Source organism: Paenibacillus sp. 2TAB23 (genome assembly GCF_052115165.1).
In the GTDB taxonomy this organism is placed as follows: domain Bacteria; phylum Bacillota; class Bacilli; order Paenibacillales; family Paenibacillaceae; genus Pristimantibacillus.
The window spans coordinates 365877-382021 of record NZ_JBFRGD010000004.1; the positions used below are offsets into that span (position 1 = coordinate 365877).

Below are 16145 nucleotides of genomic sequence, written 5' to 3' on the forward strand. Positions count from 1 at the left end.
TTTGTTCCCCTCTCCTGCTGCCGATTCGAGTTAATCCATGATATGTTCGAAGCCGTAAATCAAGCCGCTGTAATTCATAACCTTTTTGACCGCTATGTTGACGCCTGGCATGTAGCCTGCGCGATCGTACGAATCATGGCGAATTTTAAGCGTTTGACCATGGCCTCCGAAGACTACTTCCTGTTGCGCGAAAACACCTGGAAGCCTAACGCTATGTATACGGAATCCGTTGTAGTAGCCGCCGCGAGCGCCTTCAATCGTTTCTTCCTCGTGCGGATTGCCTTGTCGAAGCTCTTTGCGCACCTGTGAGATCAATTCGGCCGTTTTGATGGAAGTTCCGGAAGGGGCATCCAGCTTCTGGTCACCATGATATTCGATGATTTCGACATGCGGCATGTATTTGGAAGCCTCAGCGGCAAACTTCATCATAAGTATCGCCCCGATGGAAAAGTTAGGGGCAATCAATCCGCCAATCCCTTTTTCCAAACAAAGCTCGTCCAGCTCTTCGATTTGCTCTGGCGTAAAGCCCGTTGTCCCCATGATGGGACGAACACCGAAAGCAACGGCTGTTTTGGTATGGCCGTAAGCCATTTGAGGAATGGTAAAGTCTACAAGGACATCTGCTTGAACCGCGCTGAGCGCCTCTTCCAGCGTAGCGGCAGCAATAACGCCTGTTGCTGGCTTACCTGCAAAGCTACCCGCGTCCACCGGGCCTGCTGAAGGAGCGACGGCCGCTACCAATTGAAGCGACTCGTCCTCCAGCACCATTTTCACAACTTCGCGGCCCATTCTACCGCTTGCACCTGCTACGGCAACCCGTATTTTTTGAGTCGACATCGTCATCACCTATTCCTTTTTCTTTTTGTTGCATTTATTCGAATGCGCATCATGCGTCTTTTCCGGTTAACATCTGCAAACAGCCTTCTCGCAGCCGAATGGCCAGGATCAAGCCGCATCGCTTCTCTTGCGTGATGTGCTGCTTTCTCATACATATGCTGTGATGCATATAGTACGCCTAGCGTATAGAACGCATCAAAGCTGAGAGGATCAAGCCTTGCAGCTTGTTCTAGCAGCTCTGCTGCTTCGGCAAGCTTGGGCGGTACCTTTGCAAGGAGCATATCAGCATCTGCGAGCAGAAGCTTCGCCTCAACGACTTGAAGATGATATTTATATTCCGCGCTGCTCTCATCGAGCGCAAGCGCTGTCTCCGCATGCTGCTTCGCTTTGGCCCATTTGCCGCTGCGAGCACATGATACGGCGCATGTATGATGAAAAAACGCATTCTCTGGTTCGGCTTCGATTGCCTGCTCGAACCAGTAAATCGCTTGCTCGAAATCGCTGTTAAGAATGAATTCATAAGCCTTCTTGATGCAGCTCTCGCCATCCATCCGCCCATCCTCCTTGTACACAGGTTGATGGTACAGCATATGTAGGGAGCTTGTTTACTGTTCGGTTATTTTCTTTGTCCAACGATTCGCATCGCGAGTCGCAAACTTATGCATAACCTTATTATGCGCTTCGGTCAAATCTATATTGAGCGAATTCGCGAAGCAAGAGAGAATGAATAAAATGTCGCCTAACTCCATTTCCACGGAATTGTCCGCTTCATCGGCTTTTTTTGGTTTTTCGCCATAGGAATGGTTCACCTCGCGTGCGAGTTCGCCAACTTCCTCGGACATTCTAGCCATCAAAGCGAGCGGGCTGAAATAGCCTTCTTTGAATTGCGAGATGTAATCATCTACTTCTCGCTGTATATCTGATAATGTTTTTTCCGACATCGTTACATTTCCTTTCTGTCGATAGCTATACTTCCTTATGTTAACGTAAAGCCATGTTTAAAATCAATGTTTTTCGAATCGCGAAATAAAGCCATACTAAGAGGCAACAAATGATTTCGAGCAGACATAACCGCAGCCGATTTATGCGGTCATGATCTCAACGAAATAACAAGGGAGAACAGCTGAGTGGTAAAACTCATTCAACAAATAAGGATCATTATTCCTATTCTGGTTGGAACTGCAATATATGCTTTCGGTCTGCATTATTTTGTCCTTCCTAATCAGTTAATGGAAGGCGGGGCAACGGGAATTGCGGTTCTCCTCAATTACGCGGCTGGTTTCCCGCTATCAATCTCTACTTTGGTTTTAAACGTGCCATTGTTTTTTCTTGGGTGGAAGGCGCTTGGTTCCGGACAAATGTTATATACATTGGTTGGTATTGTTGCTTTATCTGGCTTTCTTGCGTTAATGGAGCTGTTAATCGACCTCGAATGGATTATCCCCTTTCAAGGCTCGCATGACTACATGCTCGTAGCGCTTTATGCTGGTGTTACGCTCGGGACCGGTCTTGGCATTGTGTTTCGATTTGGCGGGACAACTGGCGGCGTTGATATTGTAGCAAGGATCGTATCGCGTTCTAGAGGGATGAGCATGGGTCAAATCATTCTGGCGCTGGATGCGTTTATTATCGGCTTATCCTTGTTTTACATTCCGATTGAAAAGTTTTTGTACACGCTCGTCACCGTATTTATCGCCTCTAAGCTCATCGATTTCATTCAGGATGGTGCTTATGCTGCCAAAGCTTTTTCCATTATAAGCGATCAAGGCGATACGATTGCGAAAAAAATAACACTGGAGCTGGATCGAGGCGTTACAATCATTCCAGCAATGGGAGCCTTTTCTGGACACCAAAAAGAGGTCGTCTATTGCGTCGTCCAACGGCAAGAAATTCGCCGTCTCAAAACGATTATTCGCAATATCGACCCCAGAGCATTTATCGTAATTAATGATGTGCAGGATGTACTGGGTGAAGGCTTCAAAGAAGAGTAGCTGCTCATGATTATGAACCAGTTTTATGGAAGAGGCTTCACGCCAAAAGGATCCGACTTGTATTTTCTCCAGCCTGACCAGGCTAGAACAGCAGAAATGACAGCTCCTAAAAATAATGTCCAGCTTAATGGATTCGACACAGGTTCGGTTGCAATGACTGGCATGCTTTCCGTAGAACGGCTCTTATCGAACAGTCGATCCATCGACGTTTTTAATGCTTGAAAGGAACGGTCAATCATCGCTTCGTTCGTTTTGTTCGATGCGTTAGCTTCAAGCAATCGATTGGTGTACTGGATTCTCTCCATAAGCTCTCTCTCAATTCCGAGTCCGAACTGAATGCTCAGCGCGCTTGAGATGCGTTCAAAGTGGTTTTCAAGACTTGACATAGAAGCTCTTGCTGCAATGGCGCCATCGTCGGTTTGACGCTTCCATGCTTTCTCCACGCGCGACCAATCATCAAGCATTACTTTCTCGTATTGAAGCCACAAGGCATGATCCGAATGGACGAGCGCATCTGCTGCTAAGCGAATTTTAGCGGCTTCCATCAACCAATTGGAATTCGAGCTTTCCCCTATTAGCTTTTTCTCAAGCTGCTTTGCGTCAAATTCAATTGCAGACCAGCCTTCCAGACTACCGGCTGATTGCATGAGATCGCCTGCCAGCAGCTGCTTAAGAAGCTGAATATGTTGAAAACCGGCTTGTTTATTATTCGAATAAGCCGCTTCATAGATAGAGGTTGCGATTGCGTCGAACCGTTGAAGCTTTCGTTCCGTGCTTTGTGGAAGCAGATCGGCATACGCATGCAGCGATTGATTCCCGGTCCAAAGCGAATTCGCGTATCCAGCCGTCATGAGGATACAAAGGACGAATGGAATAATAAACCGTATCTTCATAGGACATCCCCCCATAGATCACTCTATGAGGGGATGTCCTATGTTATGCCTTCTTCCTGAATCGCCACGTCATTACTGCAGCCAAAAAACTAAATAAAGATAAACCGTATGTAAAGCCGCGAACCGCCGTTAAATCATCCCGCAGCTCCCTCGCTAAGTAAGGAAACACGCCAAACGTATAATCAACCGTATCATTTAGCAGCAGCCAACCAGTTGCTATCACTAACGAAACGATACCCGTCTTCATAAACCTGAGAAACAACAAGGCTTCGAACGCCATGCCCAAATGTGAAGCCATAAGCATATAATGCTGCCAATTAAGCTCAGCTCCCTGCCAAGCGCCAGCAACGATCATGGAAACCGCCCATATCCCGTATTTCACCGAGCATACGACAGCAAGAGCTTCTATTATGTTACGCCCAACCTTGGTAATGCCGTATTCGCTTTTTGGCGGGAATAACAAATAAAGTAAAGCAATCGTAAAGAATAAGCTCGCAGTCGGCGAGTCAGGCACAAATACGAGCCGCCAAAGCGGATGTTCATTAAATGTAGCAATTAGTTGATCTTCATACCAAATGTACCCATAGATCGTCCCAAAAAAATTGACGATAAACAGCGGCCATAAAAAGGCTCGACTAAGCAAAAACTGACGACTCCAAAAAAAAGAGAGCATGTAGAACCACTTCTCCTTCGAACAAATGTGAAGTGCAAATTCAAAGAAAAACCTGACCGCATAAATCGATCAGGTTTCTCCGTTAATACTTTATTCGGTTGCTGCTTTCTGTTTCGATAACCACGTCGTTAGCTGGTCAATCTCTTCTGCAGACAATGTTTCAGCGAATGCTGGCATCCCGTTTCGACCGTTGGTAACAACTTCTACAAGCTGCTCCTTGGTCATGTGGTCACCGACACCGACAAGGCTAGGTACAGAACCTTGACCTTTCAGATCGGCTGCGTGGCAGCTTACACATTGCGCTTGCTTTGCAATGTCCATTGCTGGATCGTTTGCATCAACAAGTGCTGCCTCTACGGCAGGCTTTGTATAATTCGGGCGTTCTTGACCCGCTTCCGCGGCTTCTCTCGCCTTCTCTTCGCGTTCGATATGCTCTGGTACTTGACCATTGATCTCCAGCTGATGCTGGTAGTGATCCCATGAAACGACCGTCAAGTAAACACATGCAATCAGCGTCAGCCCCATCAAGGATGATGCGATAGGACGACGGTAGAAACGGCGTTCTTTGCCTGTGTCCAAGAACGGCGCCAATAGCAAGGCTCCGAACATAACGCCAGGTATTCCTACAGTACCGAGCAGGATGTAATCCTGAGATACGTATGGATATTTCAGAAATTGATACAAGAACAAGAAATACCAGTCCGGCATTGGTATGAATGCCGCATTTGTTGGATCTGCTGGATAACCGAGCGGTGCCGGCTCAGCAATGACCCACACTAGAAAACCGACCAATACGACGCAGCCGACCATCCATTCTTTAAGTAGGAAGTTCGGAATAAACGCTTCCGATTTCCCTGGGAAGGATGTGTAGTCTGGCGGAATGTTCGGATGGTTGCTTTTCTTTACACGCGAGTCGCCTACAAAGACAACCTTCTCGTTCGAATTATGACCATGCGCCATAAGTAAGCCTCCCTTCGCTTAAAGTGGTCCCGAAATACCTTGTTTCCGAATCATAATAAAGTGCGCTGCCAACATGGCAATCAAAGCGCCAGGCAAGAAGAATACATGGATCGCAAAGAAACGTGTTAGCGTTTGCGCGCCTACGATATCGCCCCCGTATAGGAATGAAGCGAGATATGGTCCGATTACCGGTACGGATTCAGCAATTTGGACACCAACTTTTGTTGCGTAGTAAGCTTTGTTATCCCAAGGAAGCAGGTATCCTGTGAATCCTAGGCCTAACATGATAAAGAAGATCAGCATTCCGACAACCCAGTTCATTTCGCGCGGTGCCTTGTAAGAACCGGTAAAAAACACTCGAAGGGTATGTAGGAACATCATTACGATTACTAAGCTTGCCCCAAAATGGTGCATGCCTCGCACAATTTGTCCGAATGCCACTTTATGCTGCAGATAGTCAACGCTGGAATACGCGTTAATGATATCTGGAACATAATACATCGTTAAGAACATACCAGACAAAATTTGGATGACTGTAATGAAAAACGTCAATCCGCCGAAACAATAAACGAATGCGGAAAAATGATGCGCCGGGTTGACGTGCTCAGGCACTTCATGGTCAGCTACATCTCTCCACAATGGCGTAATGTCAAGACGTTCGTCGATCCAGTTGTATACACTTTTAAACATCTGCAATACGCCCTCCTTAACTCGTTCTTGTATTCGGCATTACTGGACCCAAGTATACGAATCCGTTCTCAAGCTTCACTTCATACTCATCCAAAGGATTCGGTGCGACGGTAATGTTTTTCCCGTCTTTCGTATAACGTGCGTCATGACAAGGACAATCATACTCATTTTGGCCTTTTGTGTTCCAGCCGATCGTACAGCCCAAGTGCTTACAAACTGGTGAAAGCGCGAAAATCTTACCGTTCGCATCCTTCGAAATCCATGCTGCAAGTTCAGGGTCGCTGACGTACCAACCGTCGATCTGATGAATTTTAAATTTAAATTCTTGCGGCTCGTTCGTAATTTTGCTCTCTTCCACAACTTTTACGTAAGTGCCCTCGCCCTTTTTTTCCAAGAGCGGGTCCACTGCGAAACGAACCATTGGCAATACCGCGCCGCCCATCATAAATGCAGTCGTGCCGCCGAGCGTATATGACAAAAATTGACGCCGGGACATTTCTTTGCGCTGAACCGGTCGATGCGCGGTCTCGTGTTGTTCATGGTTACTCATCTTCTGTTCTAACCCCCTTTGCCAACCATATCTCGCGTCTTGCCGCAGGGCAAAAACACATGACGAACTAGGACATAACTTATAATAGCCTAGGTGCTTGGGAGCGTCAAGAATATGGCTTCATATTTGCAAGCTTATCAAAAACCCGTTCAATAATTTGTTATTATTTTGTCACATTTGACCTTGTCTGGCATTTGTTTTCCCCATATTTTGATTATATTATACGGCAATTTCAAGAAGTTGATGCGGCTTGTCCGCTCCAAAGCGCTCGAATGGCATCGGATATCTCTTTTTGCTGCGGAATTCCTCCTTCAGCATCAGGAGAGACCCACAAATCAACGGATGGACAATTAAGAATAAGATTGGCGTCCGCAGTGGCAACGATAACATAACGAAAACCGAGTTTTTTCACGGATGAGCACCAGCTCTCCAGATCCGCTGCAAGCTTCGTGCGGTCTGAATAATAATGCCAAGCCGGATAGGTAACGACCCTTCCTTTGAATGGAATTTCTATCACGTCCATCACGTCTCTAAGCCTCTCCAGCCATCCAGTCGCTTCAAATGGCTTTACTGCTAAGGTCATTCCGGTAATAGGCAGCAGGCATGTATCCAAAAATGGACTTAGCTCCTCCCACTGATCCTTTTCAATTTCGCTGAATTTCATCTTTTTACGGTCACTCCTAACATAATTGGCAGCCAAATAAACATCACAGCTTCTATGTTAAACCCCATACCCCGTTCTTGCCAAACAAAAATGCAGAAAAAAGCCTTCCGGCTTGCAGAACGAGCATACTTGCCCTGCCAAACTGGAAAGCTTCATAGACTGCCTCGGCCGTTGACCTTGCAGCAGTACGTTATTTTTTTAATGCATTCAGCTGTTTTGCGAGACGGTAGAACGTATCCTCATCACCTGCAGCCAGCGCTTTGTCAATTGCCGTATAAATTTGATTGGTTTGAAATTTCAATACCGCGTCATCCAGCACGAATTCCGCAGCCAAACCTAGCATCGCTTCATACGTTACTTTCATTTTGTCCATAGGATACACCTCCAAACCGGCGTTAAGAGATCCTATATTCTATACCTTTAGTCACGTAGCTCTCCATCGTCTTTCTCATGCGCAGCAGATCGTCATCTGTCAATTCTCGTACGACTTTGGCAGGTGAACCAATTGATAGAGTATAGGCTGGTATTTTTTTATTCTCTGTAACAATCGAACCGGCTCCTATTAAAGCATATTCACCAATGTCTGCGCCGTTAAGTACGATTGCCCCCATTCCAATTAATGTGCCCTTGCCTACCGTACAGCCGTGTATAATAGCAGCATGTCCAATAGATACCTCATCTGCTAATAGAAGAGGCTGGTTCACATTAACATGCCCGACAACTCCGTCTTGAATGTTGCAGCTGTGTCCAATGCGGATCGGCGCGAGGTCCCCTCGCAAAACTGCATTGAACCAAACCGTGCTATTATCCGCAATCGATACGTCTCCGATTATTTTCGCGCCTTCTGCTAGATATACGCTCTGATGTACGTTCGGCTGTACGCCTTTATAAGGAATCAACATAACCTTCACTCCCTTTGTTCGTTTCAAATCGCTAGGTTTTTTCATAACTCGCTTATACTCTAGCTTATATTGAATGATTCTCCAAGAGTGTGGTCATTAGTCAATGCAGACGTACTGATTCCAAATCTTCCAGCCCGAGTCCGGATACGATCGAACGGCCGGCCTTGGTCATTCTGACTACAGCGCCGTTGATCGGATGCTCCCCGACCCGAAGCAAGCCCAAATGAACCATCATAGCCAAAATACGCTGCTCTAAAATCGTATTAGCATCATCATAGAAATAAGGCTTGATAAACGGAACGAGTACTGTCCTAAGCGAGTCCACCGTAACCCATTCCACCGTCAAGGCATTTATCCAATGGACGAGCGACAGCAAGTGCGTAATAGGCCCTTTATACAGCTTCAGCCAAAAGCGATAGATTTGTTCCGCCTCGCCTGCTGGCTTGCTCCGCATGCGTTCCTCGCCGAGGCCTGTAATACTGAGCTGTGTTTGGTTCTCCGTTATGTAATTGGCGAAATAGCAGTAATCGTAAATAAACGATAATCGATTCGGATAATGGTTGAAATGCCTCCCATAGCCGAAACGCCACGCCCCCTTGGTCGGCAGTTCTTCCTGTACGCCAAACTTCTCGAGAAGCTGCAAGGTAAACCGTTTGTACATGGATCCGTCAGCCGTCAGCTGCACCTCATTATGGTACATATAATGAAGCAAATGTGAGATATCATCGTGAATCAACATTTGTTCATCGCGGTAGACTGGCGGTTCTTCCGAATAGGTAAGGTCAGAAGCAAATCTTCTTGCAAGCGTGTCACGGAACCGTGCTTTCAGATCATTTGGAACCTGGAACAAATATCTGCTGGGTCCACTGAAGCCATTGAATAACCAGCCTTGCTGCTTGAATTTCACAATCATTTCACGCGGGCTTAGAGGCACTGTTTCCTCTATTTTTTTCTTTTTCGAGCGTTTTGCTTTCGGCTGCGGCTCGGGCTCTTGTTTGATGGCATCTTCCCCAAACCGGCTCTGCTGAACTCGTGCAAGCAAATCCTCCAGGCTGAAGGAATTGCGCGCTTCGAACAGCAAGGAATTCAAAAACCTTAAATCCTCCATCTTCATGCTGCTAATTTGCGCTTCAAAGACATCATTTCGACTTACGGTAGAGAGAATGGATTGAATCAAATCGTTTTTTGAATGGCCGTTGCACTCGCATCGATAGACGTCAGCAATGCTGCTTAGCTGCTTTATGTCGGCATAACCTAGCATATCCGATAAATTCATGRCTCTCTCCTTTCTGCAGGAACATTCGCTAGATGGTCCGCGTTCCGTTACGTAAGCGTATTGTGCATTGGTTAAGCGTCTGTTGATTACATTATGGGAAAAATTCTATCGTTTTATAACCTGCCGTACAGAAAGATTGTATAAAAAATGAGCTCTCTCCTTTACGAATAAGGAGAGAGCTCAATAAGCGAACAATTATGTTTGTAAATGGATCGTACAATTATAAAGCTGAGGATGCCACCGATCATCCCTTAGCTCCAAGATGGAGTACGATAAATTAGATAAGTATTGATCCTCTAGATCCGAGCAAACTTCTGCTAGTATTTGAGCCAAAAAACTGCCATGGGAGACGACAAGCAAATTGCGGTCAGGAAAAGTCTTCTTCCAATCATTAATGGCACTTAAGCCGCGTGTCCTAACATCATCATTCGACTCTACACCATCAGCCAAATCGCGCCAATTGGTACCCCAGCGTTCATGCCGCTCCTGCTCCTTCGTACCTTCAACTTCACCGAAAAATCGTTCCCGAAGCCGCGGGTCGCTGTCTAGAAGCGGAATGCTCAGTCTCTCCGCTATAATCTTTGCTGTTGCGTTAGCTCTTTGCAGATCGCTTGAAATAACCGCATCCCATATTCGAGCTTCACCGCTCAAACGCTCAGCTAACGAGATTGCCTGCGATATGCCTTCCTGGTTCAATGGAATATCGGTTTGCCCTTGAATTCTGCCATCCTTGTTCCAATCTGTTTTGCCATGCCGAACCAATCCGATTAACATGCTGCATGCAACTCCTTCATCTATATGAATACAATAAAAAAGCCCCCGTAGGAGCTTCATATCAGGCCAAGTTAGCTTCGCGTCCGCGATAGCCAATTCAAGATTAACAATGTCATAATAATTCCGAGCAACGATAGAGCAACATAATATTGTGGAAAAGCGGGCATCACTTTTAGAACGAATGGATCGCTAATGCTTGCAACGGGAACCTCGGCATAAAATCCTGCGGCGGATACCAGTCCATCTCCTGAAGCGTTGGCCGTATCCATTAATCCGCTTAAGTCCGCGATCTCGGCTTGCGATGCACCGCTGTGACCATCGAATACGAAAACAAAAAATGCACTTGCAAACATCGCCATGCATGCAGCAACGATCAACGCAATATTGCGGCGAAAATTTTTGGAGAATTGGTAGCTCTTGTGAGGTACGGGCATGAGCCAAGATTCTTCCGCATAAATCCGATCCATAACGCTCCGGTTCATATGCTCGATTGGTCCCAGACTTTCCTCATCCTCCGATAGAAAACGAATCATCTCCTCGCTCTCTTCCCAAAGCCGAAACTGCTCCGCACATGATTTACACTGCTGCATATGAGTATCGATCGCTATTCGATCCTCGTCATGCTCAGCTAAATCCCAATATTCGCCGAATTTGTCTTGCGCATCGTTGCAATTCATCTCGTATTCATCCCTTCAAATTCTTCCAGCAGCGGCGATTGACCGAAATAAGGTTCCAGCTGCGCCTTTACGCTTGCTCTAGCCCGGAAAAGCAGTGATTTAACGGAACTGACCGTCTGTCCCAATATATTAGCGATTTCCTGATAGTCTAGCTGGTCATATTCCCTAAGAATAAGAGCCGAGCGTTGTTTCTCTGGCAAGTTATTAATCGCGTCACGCACCATAGCCATTCGTTCTTTCCTAAGCACCTGCTGCTCCGGTACCGCATCAAGCGCCGCAACAGGCTCGAAGCCGGATTCATCGAGTGAAACATTAGCCGATTTCTGCTTGCGAAGCTCACTCAGCACCGTATTGCGAGCAATCGTATATAGCCACGTCGAAAAAGAAGCATCCAGTTCACGAAAAGAATGGAGGCTGCGGTAAGCTTTATAAAATGTTTCGGAGCACAAGTCCTCTGCTAGCAGCTCAAGCTTTGCGCTCTTTAACATATGATAGATAAAGGCTAATATTTTACGCTGATAGCGCCGCATAAGCTCGGAGTACAGCTCGACGTTGCCATCCTTGATCTCACGTATTAATTGGGAATCAGTCATGACAGGCGAACCTCCTCCACCTGCGGATTATTCCCGGGCCGCTATATTACATTGTACCGAGCCGGGAACGAAAAGTTGCGGTCTTTATCATAATTAATTCAAAAATACGAGTATACATATTATTCGTGTCGCATGTGCAAATTCCTGCCTCTTTCGACAAAAGGATAAAATACAATATTTTTACAATTGAAACGCAGCGGAAACATAAAAAAACCAGTCTCCTAACAAAACTGGTTCGTATAGTCTCATAATGACTTCAAAGTCGTGGAAGTGAGAAACGGCATAACGAGATGCTTGAGCTTCTCCAGCTCCATCCACGCATCGCCTTGTCCTTCGTGGATCAGCACATAAGAACCGTCATAACCTGCAGACCGCGCAATTTCCATGCACTGCATGAAATCTTCTTCGTCCAGCAGACCATTATCATCAAATTGCGGCTTTGCATGAATGGATACGCTAAAAGGAACCGTCAGCGACAAATCCTTATATTTGTTTTTACCGGAAAAGTTCCCTAAATTCGTTATGAATGGCAGTTGAAACCTCGTCTGGCCAAGAAGCCGCAGACAGCTGTCCCCGCTCGATGTGAGCGCCTTGTAGTTTTCCAACACGACCTTAGTCTCGAGCATCGCGGCATATTCATCAAGCTCCATTAAGCACCTTGCAACCCTTTGCATCGCAGCTTTGTCCGTGGCTAATGCCTCACCGGCTATGATTCTAATTTGTTTGGCTCCAGCGATTGAAGCGATTTCGATCCATTCACAAATATAGCGAAAATCTTCTTTCGCCTTTATTCTGTCTTCACTGGATAAATCTCCGTAATCCAGAAGCAGCGTATCAAAACTAATGCCGCTGTCCAAGAAAGCTTCTTTCAGTCGCAGCAAATAAGAGGTTTCGATGGACGGGAAATGAAAATGGCAAATTTCAACGGCTTGATAACCTCTCTTGGAAGCTTCCAATGGCAAATCAAGCAAAGTTAGCCGCTCAAGCTGCAGTACGTTTGAAGAAATCCAATTCCGAACAGATAGATAGGGCAAACGATTCACTCTCCATCTTTTATAATGATAGCACAATGCCTTGTTATTGCTATTATCATAAAACTACCTATAATAAAATGAACAAATCTTGCTCTACCTAATAAGGAGTTTGAGTTAGAATGAGCGACAACCACTTCCATCGGATTATTGAGGACACCGTTCTCTATATCGAAAAGAATATGAAAGAGCAGCTTACACTTGACCGTATATCTGCTGCTTTAAACCTATCTAAATTCCATCTGCATCGCTTGATGCGGCATGCAACTGGCATTCCTTTAATGGAGTACATTCGAGCCCGCAAGCTGAGCAGCAGTGTCGATTATTTGCTGAATACCGATTGGAATATATTGAGCATCGGCATGGAATTCGGCTTCGAGCACGAGCAATCCTACATCCGATCTTTCAAACAGCAATTCGGCGTAACCCCTTCCCGGCTTCGGAAGCGCTTCGAGCAAATTACAATAACAGAGAAATTTGACAGCAGCAAGCTTAAGAAGATGACACGTGGCGTTTTGTTCGAACCGCTTTTCGTTATTAAATCAACCAGTTACTTGATAGGAAGCAGACATGTGATGAGCAGTGCGGAGAATTATGTCAAACATACGGCTAACACGGCAGGCAATGAATTCTTTTATCGGATACATCCTCATATTCCTGAGAAAACCAACGATCAGCTCTATATCGGACTGACTTATCTAACAGATGAGCCAGATAGTACACTTTATTTCCCATCCGCCGAAGTTCATCATTTTAACAATCAGAATCCCATGCTTCATACGAATATTTTACCAACACAAAAATACGCTACATTTAAATATGTAGGCGACTTCCGTCCACGGCTGCTTACTTTTCATCAGCTACAAGAAATATGGGACTATATACATGTATGGCTTCCAGAATCGTCCTATTCGCATTGCAAGCCATATTTCTTCGAATATATTGACGTCGGGTTAGCGAATGATGATTATTGCGAGGTTGATCTTTATATTCCGATTGCAAGCAAAAGCTAGAGATTACATGCAGCGAGGCTGCCCTAGACAGCCTCGCTCATTTTATCTGTTATTGTCTATGAGAATTATTACTTGCCGCTTCAATAAGGTTCGTTCTTCGATTTATTTAATTGCGATGACTAAAACATGCTTGCATTGCTCGTATCCGGACACCACCGCGCAGTGCGGTAATAACGAAGAAGGACTTCTACAGCTTTCTCCGTCCGCAAGTAGGTCAACGCTTCAAATGCATACGCCCTTACGTAACGGTCTTTGCTGTCCAGAGCAGCAGTGAGTGCACCTATGACTTCATCTGCTTCCCCGTTTTTCCCAGTACGCAGCAGTGTCAATGCCGCACTATAGCCTATCTTATTCGCAATATAGCCTTGATGCGGCCAAAAATCGTTTGCCTGCTCCTGCTTCTCCTGTTCTAGTGATTTCACTAAAGTGTGGGCGGTGGATGAGACCGCTTCAGAAGATGTCGCATGGATGAAACCGAGTGCTTCCGCCGCTTGCCGCTCTACCTGTGCATGCTCATCTGATAGAGCAACAATGAGCGCAGGTACGACCTGCTCCTTCGGACTGCCGACCATGCCGAGCGCAAAACATGCCAATGCTCGCCTTTCTCCGTCAGTATGGTCAAGCAGCTCGATTAATCCCTCGACAGCAGCTTCCCCAGCTGCAATACAGCCATATGCGGCTCTAACCGACGCTTCGGTTGACTCCGAACGCATGATACTTAATAATTCGCTTAGCCCCGCTGCGCCCGATCTCCCCAGCGTATAGACAGCGTTCAGTGCTAAATTTTCCACATCCCCCACGACCAACTGTTTTAATCGATCCGCTTCTCTTTGATCTACCGTAGGCGAATCGATTCGTTTTTCGATCACGTCAGAACCGCCTCTCAGCCAGTCCCAAACATCCAACCAAATGGGAAGCAAGGTTTCATCTGCTTGACCTGCGGAAACTTGAAATGAATTGTTCTCATTGTCCCAAGTTGGCGATGTTGGCGCTTCCAGTCTTGCGAATTGAAATTTCAGCATATAGCGGTCCTGATTGGATGTGTTGAGCGAAGCCTTATGCCACAGATCAAAATGGACGAGCACCATGGTTCCTGCTGGACCTGTCGGCAATAGGAACGGCTTATCATCTCCGGGAAAATGTTCATTGTATTGAGACCCTGGCATAACCGCTGTTGGACCGAGCTCCTCTGTTATGTCCTGCGTATAATAAAAAATCATGGCCCACCAAGGCCGGTGACTCCTCATTGCGCTCCAATAACCGTCCTTATGCCACAGTCCGCCTCCTGGATTCTGATTCGCTGGCTGGTTGTAATGGCAATGCCGATGCGGATGCATATAGTAGTTTGGTCCGAGTATGCCCGTCAAAGCTCCCCTTACAACCGGCGTTTCAAAGAAAGCTTGAATATCAGGAACTCTTGGCAATATGTTGTTTCCAGGATTCCCTTCTTCCATCAGTACCGTGTGGATTTGGCTCATTACTTTCTGATGCAGTTCATTGGGCAGCTCATTCTGCAGCACCAAATAACCATTCGTAATAAATTGAACGATTTGTTCATCAGTCAGCCATTTTAGATTCTGTTGCATATCGATCGCTCCTTATATTATCTTATAACTACAGTATTAACTGTATGGGAGCAGCCGTTTTATGTATTTACATAGATGTCTTCCTTTTGCACAATAGTAGGCTATTTTCTTCATAAAGCGTTAAGGAGACTATATACATGACTTTTTCAAGCTTTCATCCTTATGTGTATTACGCGACAAGATATCCGTTTGCCCGTGGGCAAACTAGCTTTCCTAGAATCTGTTATGCCAGTTCCATCTATTTAATTAGCGAAGGTAGGGGGACGTTAAATATGCTGGGGAAAACTTACATGATGGAGCCAGGCAGCCTTGTATATATCCCAGCTGGTCAGCATCACGAATGGTTAGCCGACCTTGAACGACCGATGGTCCATATTTGCTGTTATTTTGACTGGTCCTATGTGGAGAGAAGCGCGATTTCCGATTGGGCAGCACCGATCTGTTATCAAGCTGAGCAGCTGGTGGCTGAATTGGTTGGACCCTCTTTCCCCTATGCAATACCAGAGGTGCTTGCGGTCGATTCCATGCGCCCATGGATTGATCATTTTCAAAGCTTCTATAAAACAGGGGAATATACAAGCGGAAAAACATTCCTGAGGAGCTTAACGACGCAGCGGAATTTCCAAGACTTTATCGAATATTTCCTTCAAAACGTGCTTAAGGAGGATCATATTCCGGACCCTCGGATCGGACGGCTTTTGACGCAAATGGAACAAAATCTATTAAGCGGAGCCGAATATCCTCCTGCTTATTACTATGAAAGCCTTCATATCAGCCGAGGGCATTTTTTTGAAATATTCAAACAAACAACAGGCTACTCGCCGGTCCAGTATATGAACCGCTTTCGTATAGGCCGAGCGATGGAAGATCTTCTGCATACCAACTTGAGCATTACGGACATATCCGAAAAATACCATTTCAGCTCTGTTCACTATTTCTCTAGACTCTTTCGGAAGCAAACCGGCCAATCACCGCGTGAATACCGATTGTCTGAGCAGTTCAAATGAAAAACTTAACCATAATTTCTGTCATCCA

20 protein-coding genes are annotated in these 16145 nt (G+C 45.9%); 3 read left to right on the plus strand and 17 right to left on the minus strand.

The features are described 5' to 3' along the window. Positions 1-30: 30 nt before the first annotated feature. The 3 genes from dapB to AB4Z29_RS09055 are packed head-to-tail and all read right to left on the minus strand — an operon-like array spanning position 31 to position 1778. Positions 31-843 (minus strand): 4-hydroxy-tetrahydrodipicolinate reductase, encoded by an 813-nt coding sequence (gene dapB, locus AB4Z29_RS09045; protein WP_441942726.1) that lies wholly within the window; start codon positions 841-843, stop codon positions 31-33. Next, positions 843-1388, minus strand: coding sequence for a tetratricopeptide repeat protein (locus AB4Z29_RS09050; RefSeq protein WP_441942727.1), 546 nt, complete (start codon positions 1386-1388; stop codon positions 843-845). Before AB4Z29_RS09050 ends, dapB begins: the two co-directional genes overlap by 1 nt. A gap of 54 nt (positions 1389-1442) precedes the next feature. Then, positions 1443-1778: a nucleotide pyrophosphohydrolase gene (locus AB4Z29_RS09055; protein ID WP_441942728.1), complete on the minus strand. Its 336-nt coding sequence runs from the start codon at positions 1776-1778 to the stop codon at positions 1443-1445. A gap of 186 nt (positions 1779-1964) precedes the next feature. On the opposite strand from AB4Z29_RS09055, the gene AB4Z29_RS09060 reads away from it, so the two are divergent. Continuing rightward, entirely contained in the window at positions 1965-2828 is an 864-nt protein-coding gene (locus AB4Z29_RS09060) for a YitT family protein (protein ID WP_441942729.1), read from the plus strand. 23 nt (positions 2829-2851) lie between these two features. On the opposite strand, the gene AB4Z29_RS09065 is transcribed toward AB4Z29_RS09060, so the two are convergent. The 13 genes from AB4Z29_RS09065 to AB4Z29_RS09125 all read right to left on the minus strand — a co-directional run bounded on the left by AB4Z29_RS09065 (position 2852) and on the right by AB4Z29_RS09125 (position 12514). Continuing rightward, positions 2852-3721, minus strand: a complete 870-nt coding sequence (locus AB4Z29_RS09065; protein ID WP_441942730.1) for a sporulation protein YpjB — start codon at positions 3719-3721, stop codon at positions 2852-2854. A gap of 43 nt (positions 3722-3764) precedes the next feature. Further along, on the minus strand, positions 3765-4394 hold the full coding sequence (locus tag AB4Z29_RS09070) for a DUF1405 domain-containing protein (RefSeq protein WP_441942731.1): 630 nt from the start codon (positions 4392-4394) through the stop codon (positions 3765-3767). Positions 4395-4484: 90 nt separating this feature from the next. Beyond that, positions 4485-5354: a menaquinol-cytochrome c reductase cytochrome b/c subunit gene (locus tag AB4Z29_RS09075; protein WP_183561107.1), complete on the minus strand. Its 870-nt coding sequence runs from the start codon at positions 5352-5354 to the stop codon at positions 4485-4487. Between the two features lie 18 nt (positions 5355-5372). Continuing rightward, positions 5373-6044, minus strand: coding sequence for a menaquinol-cytochrome c reductase cytochrome b subunit (gene qcrB, locus AB4Z29_RS09080; RefSeq protein ID WP_183561109.1), 672 nt, complete (start codon positions 6042-6044; stop codon positions 5373-5375). Positions 6045-6060: 16 nt separating this feature from the next. Next, positions 6061-6594 (minus strand): ubiquinol-cytochrome c reductase iron-sulfur subunit, encoded by a 534-nt coding sequence (locus tag AB4Z29_RS09085; RefSeq protein ID WP_183561111.1) that lies wholly within the window; start codon positions 6592-6594, stop codon positions 6061-6063. Positions 6595-6826: 232 nt separating this feature from the next. Continuing rightward, positions 6827-7258, minus strand: a complete 432-nt coding sequence (locus AB4Z29_RS09090; protein WP_441942732.1) for a DUF2487 family protein — start codon at positions 7256-7258, stop codon at positions 6827-6829. 190 nt (positions 7259-7448) lie between these two features. Continuing rightward, positions 7449-7631: an IDEAL domain-containing protein gene (locus tag AB4Z29_RS09095; RefSeq protein WP_054024511.1), complete on the minus strand. Its 183-nt coding sequence runs from the start codon at positions 7629-7631 to the stop codon at positions 7449-7451. A gap of 22 nt (positions 7632-7653) precedes the next feature. After that, positions 7654-8160 carry a gamma carbonic anhydrase family protein gene (locus AB4Z29_RS09100; RefSeq protein ID WP_441942733.1) on the minus strand — a complete coding sequence of 169 codons (507 nt, stop codon included), beginning with the start codon at positions 8158-8160 and terminating at the stop codon, positions 7654-7656. Between the two features lie 100 nt (positions 8161-8260). After that, positions 8261-9436: a hypothetical protein gene (locus tag AB4Z29_RS09105; protein ID WP_441942734.1), complete on the minus strand. Its 1176-nt coding sequence runs from the start codon at positions 9434-9436 to the stop codon at positions 8261-8263. 195 nt (positions 9437-9631) lie between these two features. Then, a complete protein-coding gene (locus AB4Z29_RS09110; RefSeq protein WP_441942735.1) occupies positions 9632-10210 on the minus strand; it encodes a histidine phosphatase family protein in 579 nt (192 codons plus the stop codon). A 71-nt stretch (positions 10211-10281) separates the two neighbouring features. Then, entirely contained in the window at positions 10282-10887 is a 606-nt protein-coding gene (locus tag AB4Z29_RS09115) for an anti-sigma factor family protein (protein ID WP_441942736.1), read from the minus strand. Next, positions 10884-11480: an RNA polymerase sigma factor gene (locus AB4Z29_RS09120; protein WP_441942737.1), complete on the minus strand. Its 597-nt coding sequence runs from the start codon at positions 11478-11480 to the stop codon at positions 10884-10886. The genes AB4Z29_RS09115 and AB4Z29_RS09120 overlap by 4 nt, the downstream gene beginning before the upstream one ends. Before the next feature lie 245 nt (positions 11481-11725). Next, entirely contained in the window at positions 11726-12514 is a 789-nt protein-coding gene (locus tag AB4Z29_RS09125; RefSeq protein ID WP_441942738.1) for a sugar phosphate isomerase/epimerase family protein, read from the minus strand. Positions 12515-12633: 119 nt separating this feature from the next. On the opposite strand from AB4Z29_RS09125, the gene AB4Z29_RS09130 reads away from it, so the two are divergent. Then, the gene (locus AB4Z29_RS09130; protein WP_441942739.1) at positions 12634-13524 is read left to right on the plus strand and encodes an AraC family transcriptional regulator; all 891 of its coding nucleotides are present in this window, start codon (positions 12634-12636) and stop codon (positions 13522-13524) included. Positions 13525-13643: 119 nt separating this feature from the next. Here the strand turns inward: AB4Z29_RS09130 and AB4Z29_RS09135 are convergent, their stop codons facing one another. After that, on the minus strand, positions 13644-15110 hold the full coding sequence (locus tag AB4Z29_RS09135) for a HEAT repeat domain-containing protein (RefSeq protein WP_441942740.1): 1467 nt from the start codon (positions 15108-15110) through the stop codon (positions 13644-13646). A gap of 137 nt (positions 15111-15247) precedes the next feature. Here AB4Z29_RS09135 and AB4Z29_RS09140 point away from each other — a divergent pair, with 137 nt between their 5' ends. Then, positions 15248-16117: an AraC family transcriptional regulator gene (locus AB4Z29_RS09140; RefSeq protein WP_441942741.1), complete on the plus strand. Its 870-nt coding sequence runs from the start codon at positions 15248-15250 to the stop codon at positions 16115-16117. Positions 16118-16145 lie beyond the last annotated feature (28 nt).

Bases quoted from the DNA above. Each gene is read 5' to 3' on its own strand.
- AB4Z29_RS09065 (WP_441942730.1), bottom strand. From the start codon at position 3,721: ATGAAGATACGGTTTATTATTCCATTCGTCCTTTGTATCCTCATGACG.
- AB4Z29_RS09070 (WP_441942731.1), bottom strand. From the start codon at position 4,394: ATGCTCTCTTTTTTTTGGAGTCGTCAGTTTTTGCTTAGTCGAGCCTTT.
- dapB (WP_441942726.1), bottom strand. From the start codon at position 843: ATGACGATGTCGACTCAAAAAATACGGGTTGCCGTAGCAGGTGCAAGC.
- AB4Z29_RS09085 (WP_183561111.1), bottom strand. From the start codon at position 6,594: ATGAGTAACCATGAACAACACGAGACCGCGCATCGACCGGTTCAGCGC.
- AB4Z29_RS09130 (WP_441942739.1), top strand. From the start codon at position 12,634: ATGAGCGACAACCACTTCCATCGGATTATTGAGGACACCGTTCTCTAT.
- AB4Z29_RS09110 (WP_441942735.1), bottom strand. From the start codon at position 10,210: ATGTTAATCGGATTGGTTCGGCATGGCAAAACAGATTGGAACAAGGAT.
- AB4Z29_RS09090 (WP_441942732.1), bottom strand. From the start codon at position 7,258: ATGAAATTCAGCGAAATTGAAAAGGATCAGTGGGAGGAGCTAAGTCCA.
- AB4Z29_RS09115 (WP_441942736.1), bottom strand. From the start codon at position 10,887: ATGAATTGCAACGATGCGCAAGACAAATTCGGCGAATATTGGGATTTA.
- AB4Z29_RS09050 (WP_441942727.1), bottom strand. From the start codon at position 1,388: ATGGATGGCGAGAGCTGCATCAAGAAGGCTTATGAATTCATTCTTAAC.
- AB4Z29_RS09140 (WP_441942741.1), top strand. From the start codon at position 15,248: ATGACTTTTTCAAGCTTTCATCCTTATGTGTATTACGCGACAAGATAT.
- AB4Z29_RS09120 (WP_441942737.1), bottom strand. From the start codon at position 11,480: ATGACTGATTCCCAATTAATACGTGAGATCAAGGATGGCAACGTCGAG.
- AB4Z29_RS09055 (WP_441942728.1), bottom strand. From the start codon at position 1,778: ATGTCGGAAAAAACATTATCAGATATACAGCGAGAAGTAGATGATTAC.
- AB4Z29_RS09095 (WP_054024511.1), bottom strand. From the start codon at position 7,631: ATGGACAAAATGAAAGTAACGTATGAAGCGATGCTAGGTTTGGCTGCG.
- AB4Z29_RS09105 (WP_441942734.1), bottom strand. From the start codon at position 9,436: ATGAATTTATCGGATATGCTAGGTTATGCCGACATAAAGCAGCTAAGC.
- AB4Z29_RS09135 (WP_441942740.1), bottom strand. From the start codon at position 15,110: ATGCAACAGAATCTAAAATGGCTGACTGATGAACAAATCGTTCAATTT.
- qcrB (WP_183561109.1), bottom strand. From the start codon at position 6,044: ATGTTTAAAAGTGTATACAACTGGATCGACGAACGTCTTGACATTACG.
- AB4Z29_RS09075 (WP_183561107.1), bottom strand. From the start codon at position 5,354: ATGGCGCATGGTCATAATTCGAACGAGAAGGTTGTCTTTGTAGGCGAC.
- AB4Z29_RS09100 (WP_441942733.1), bottom strand. From the start codon at position 8,160: ATGTTGATTCCTTATAAAGGCGTACAGCCGAACGTACATCAGAGCGTA.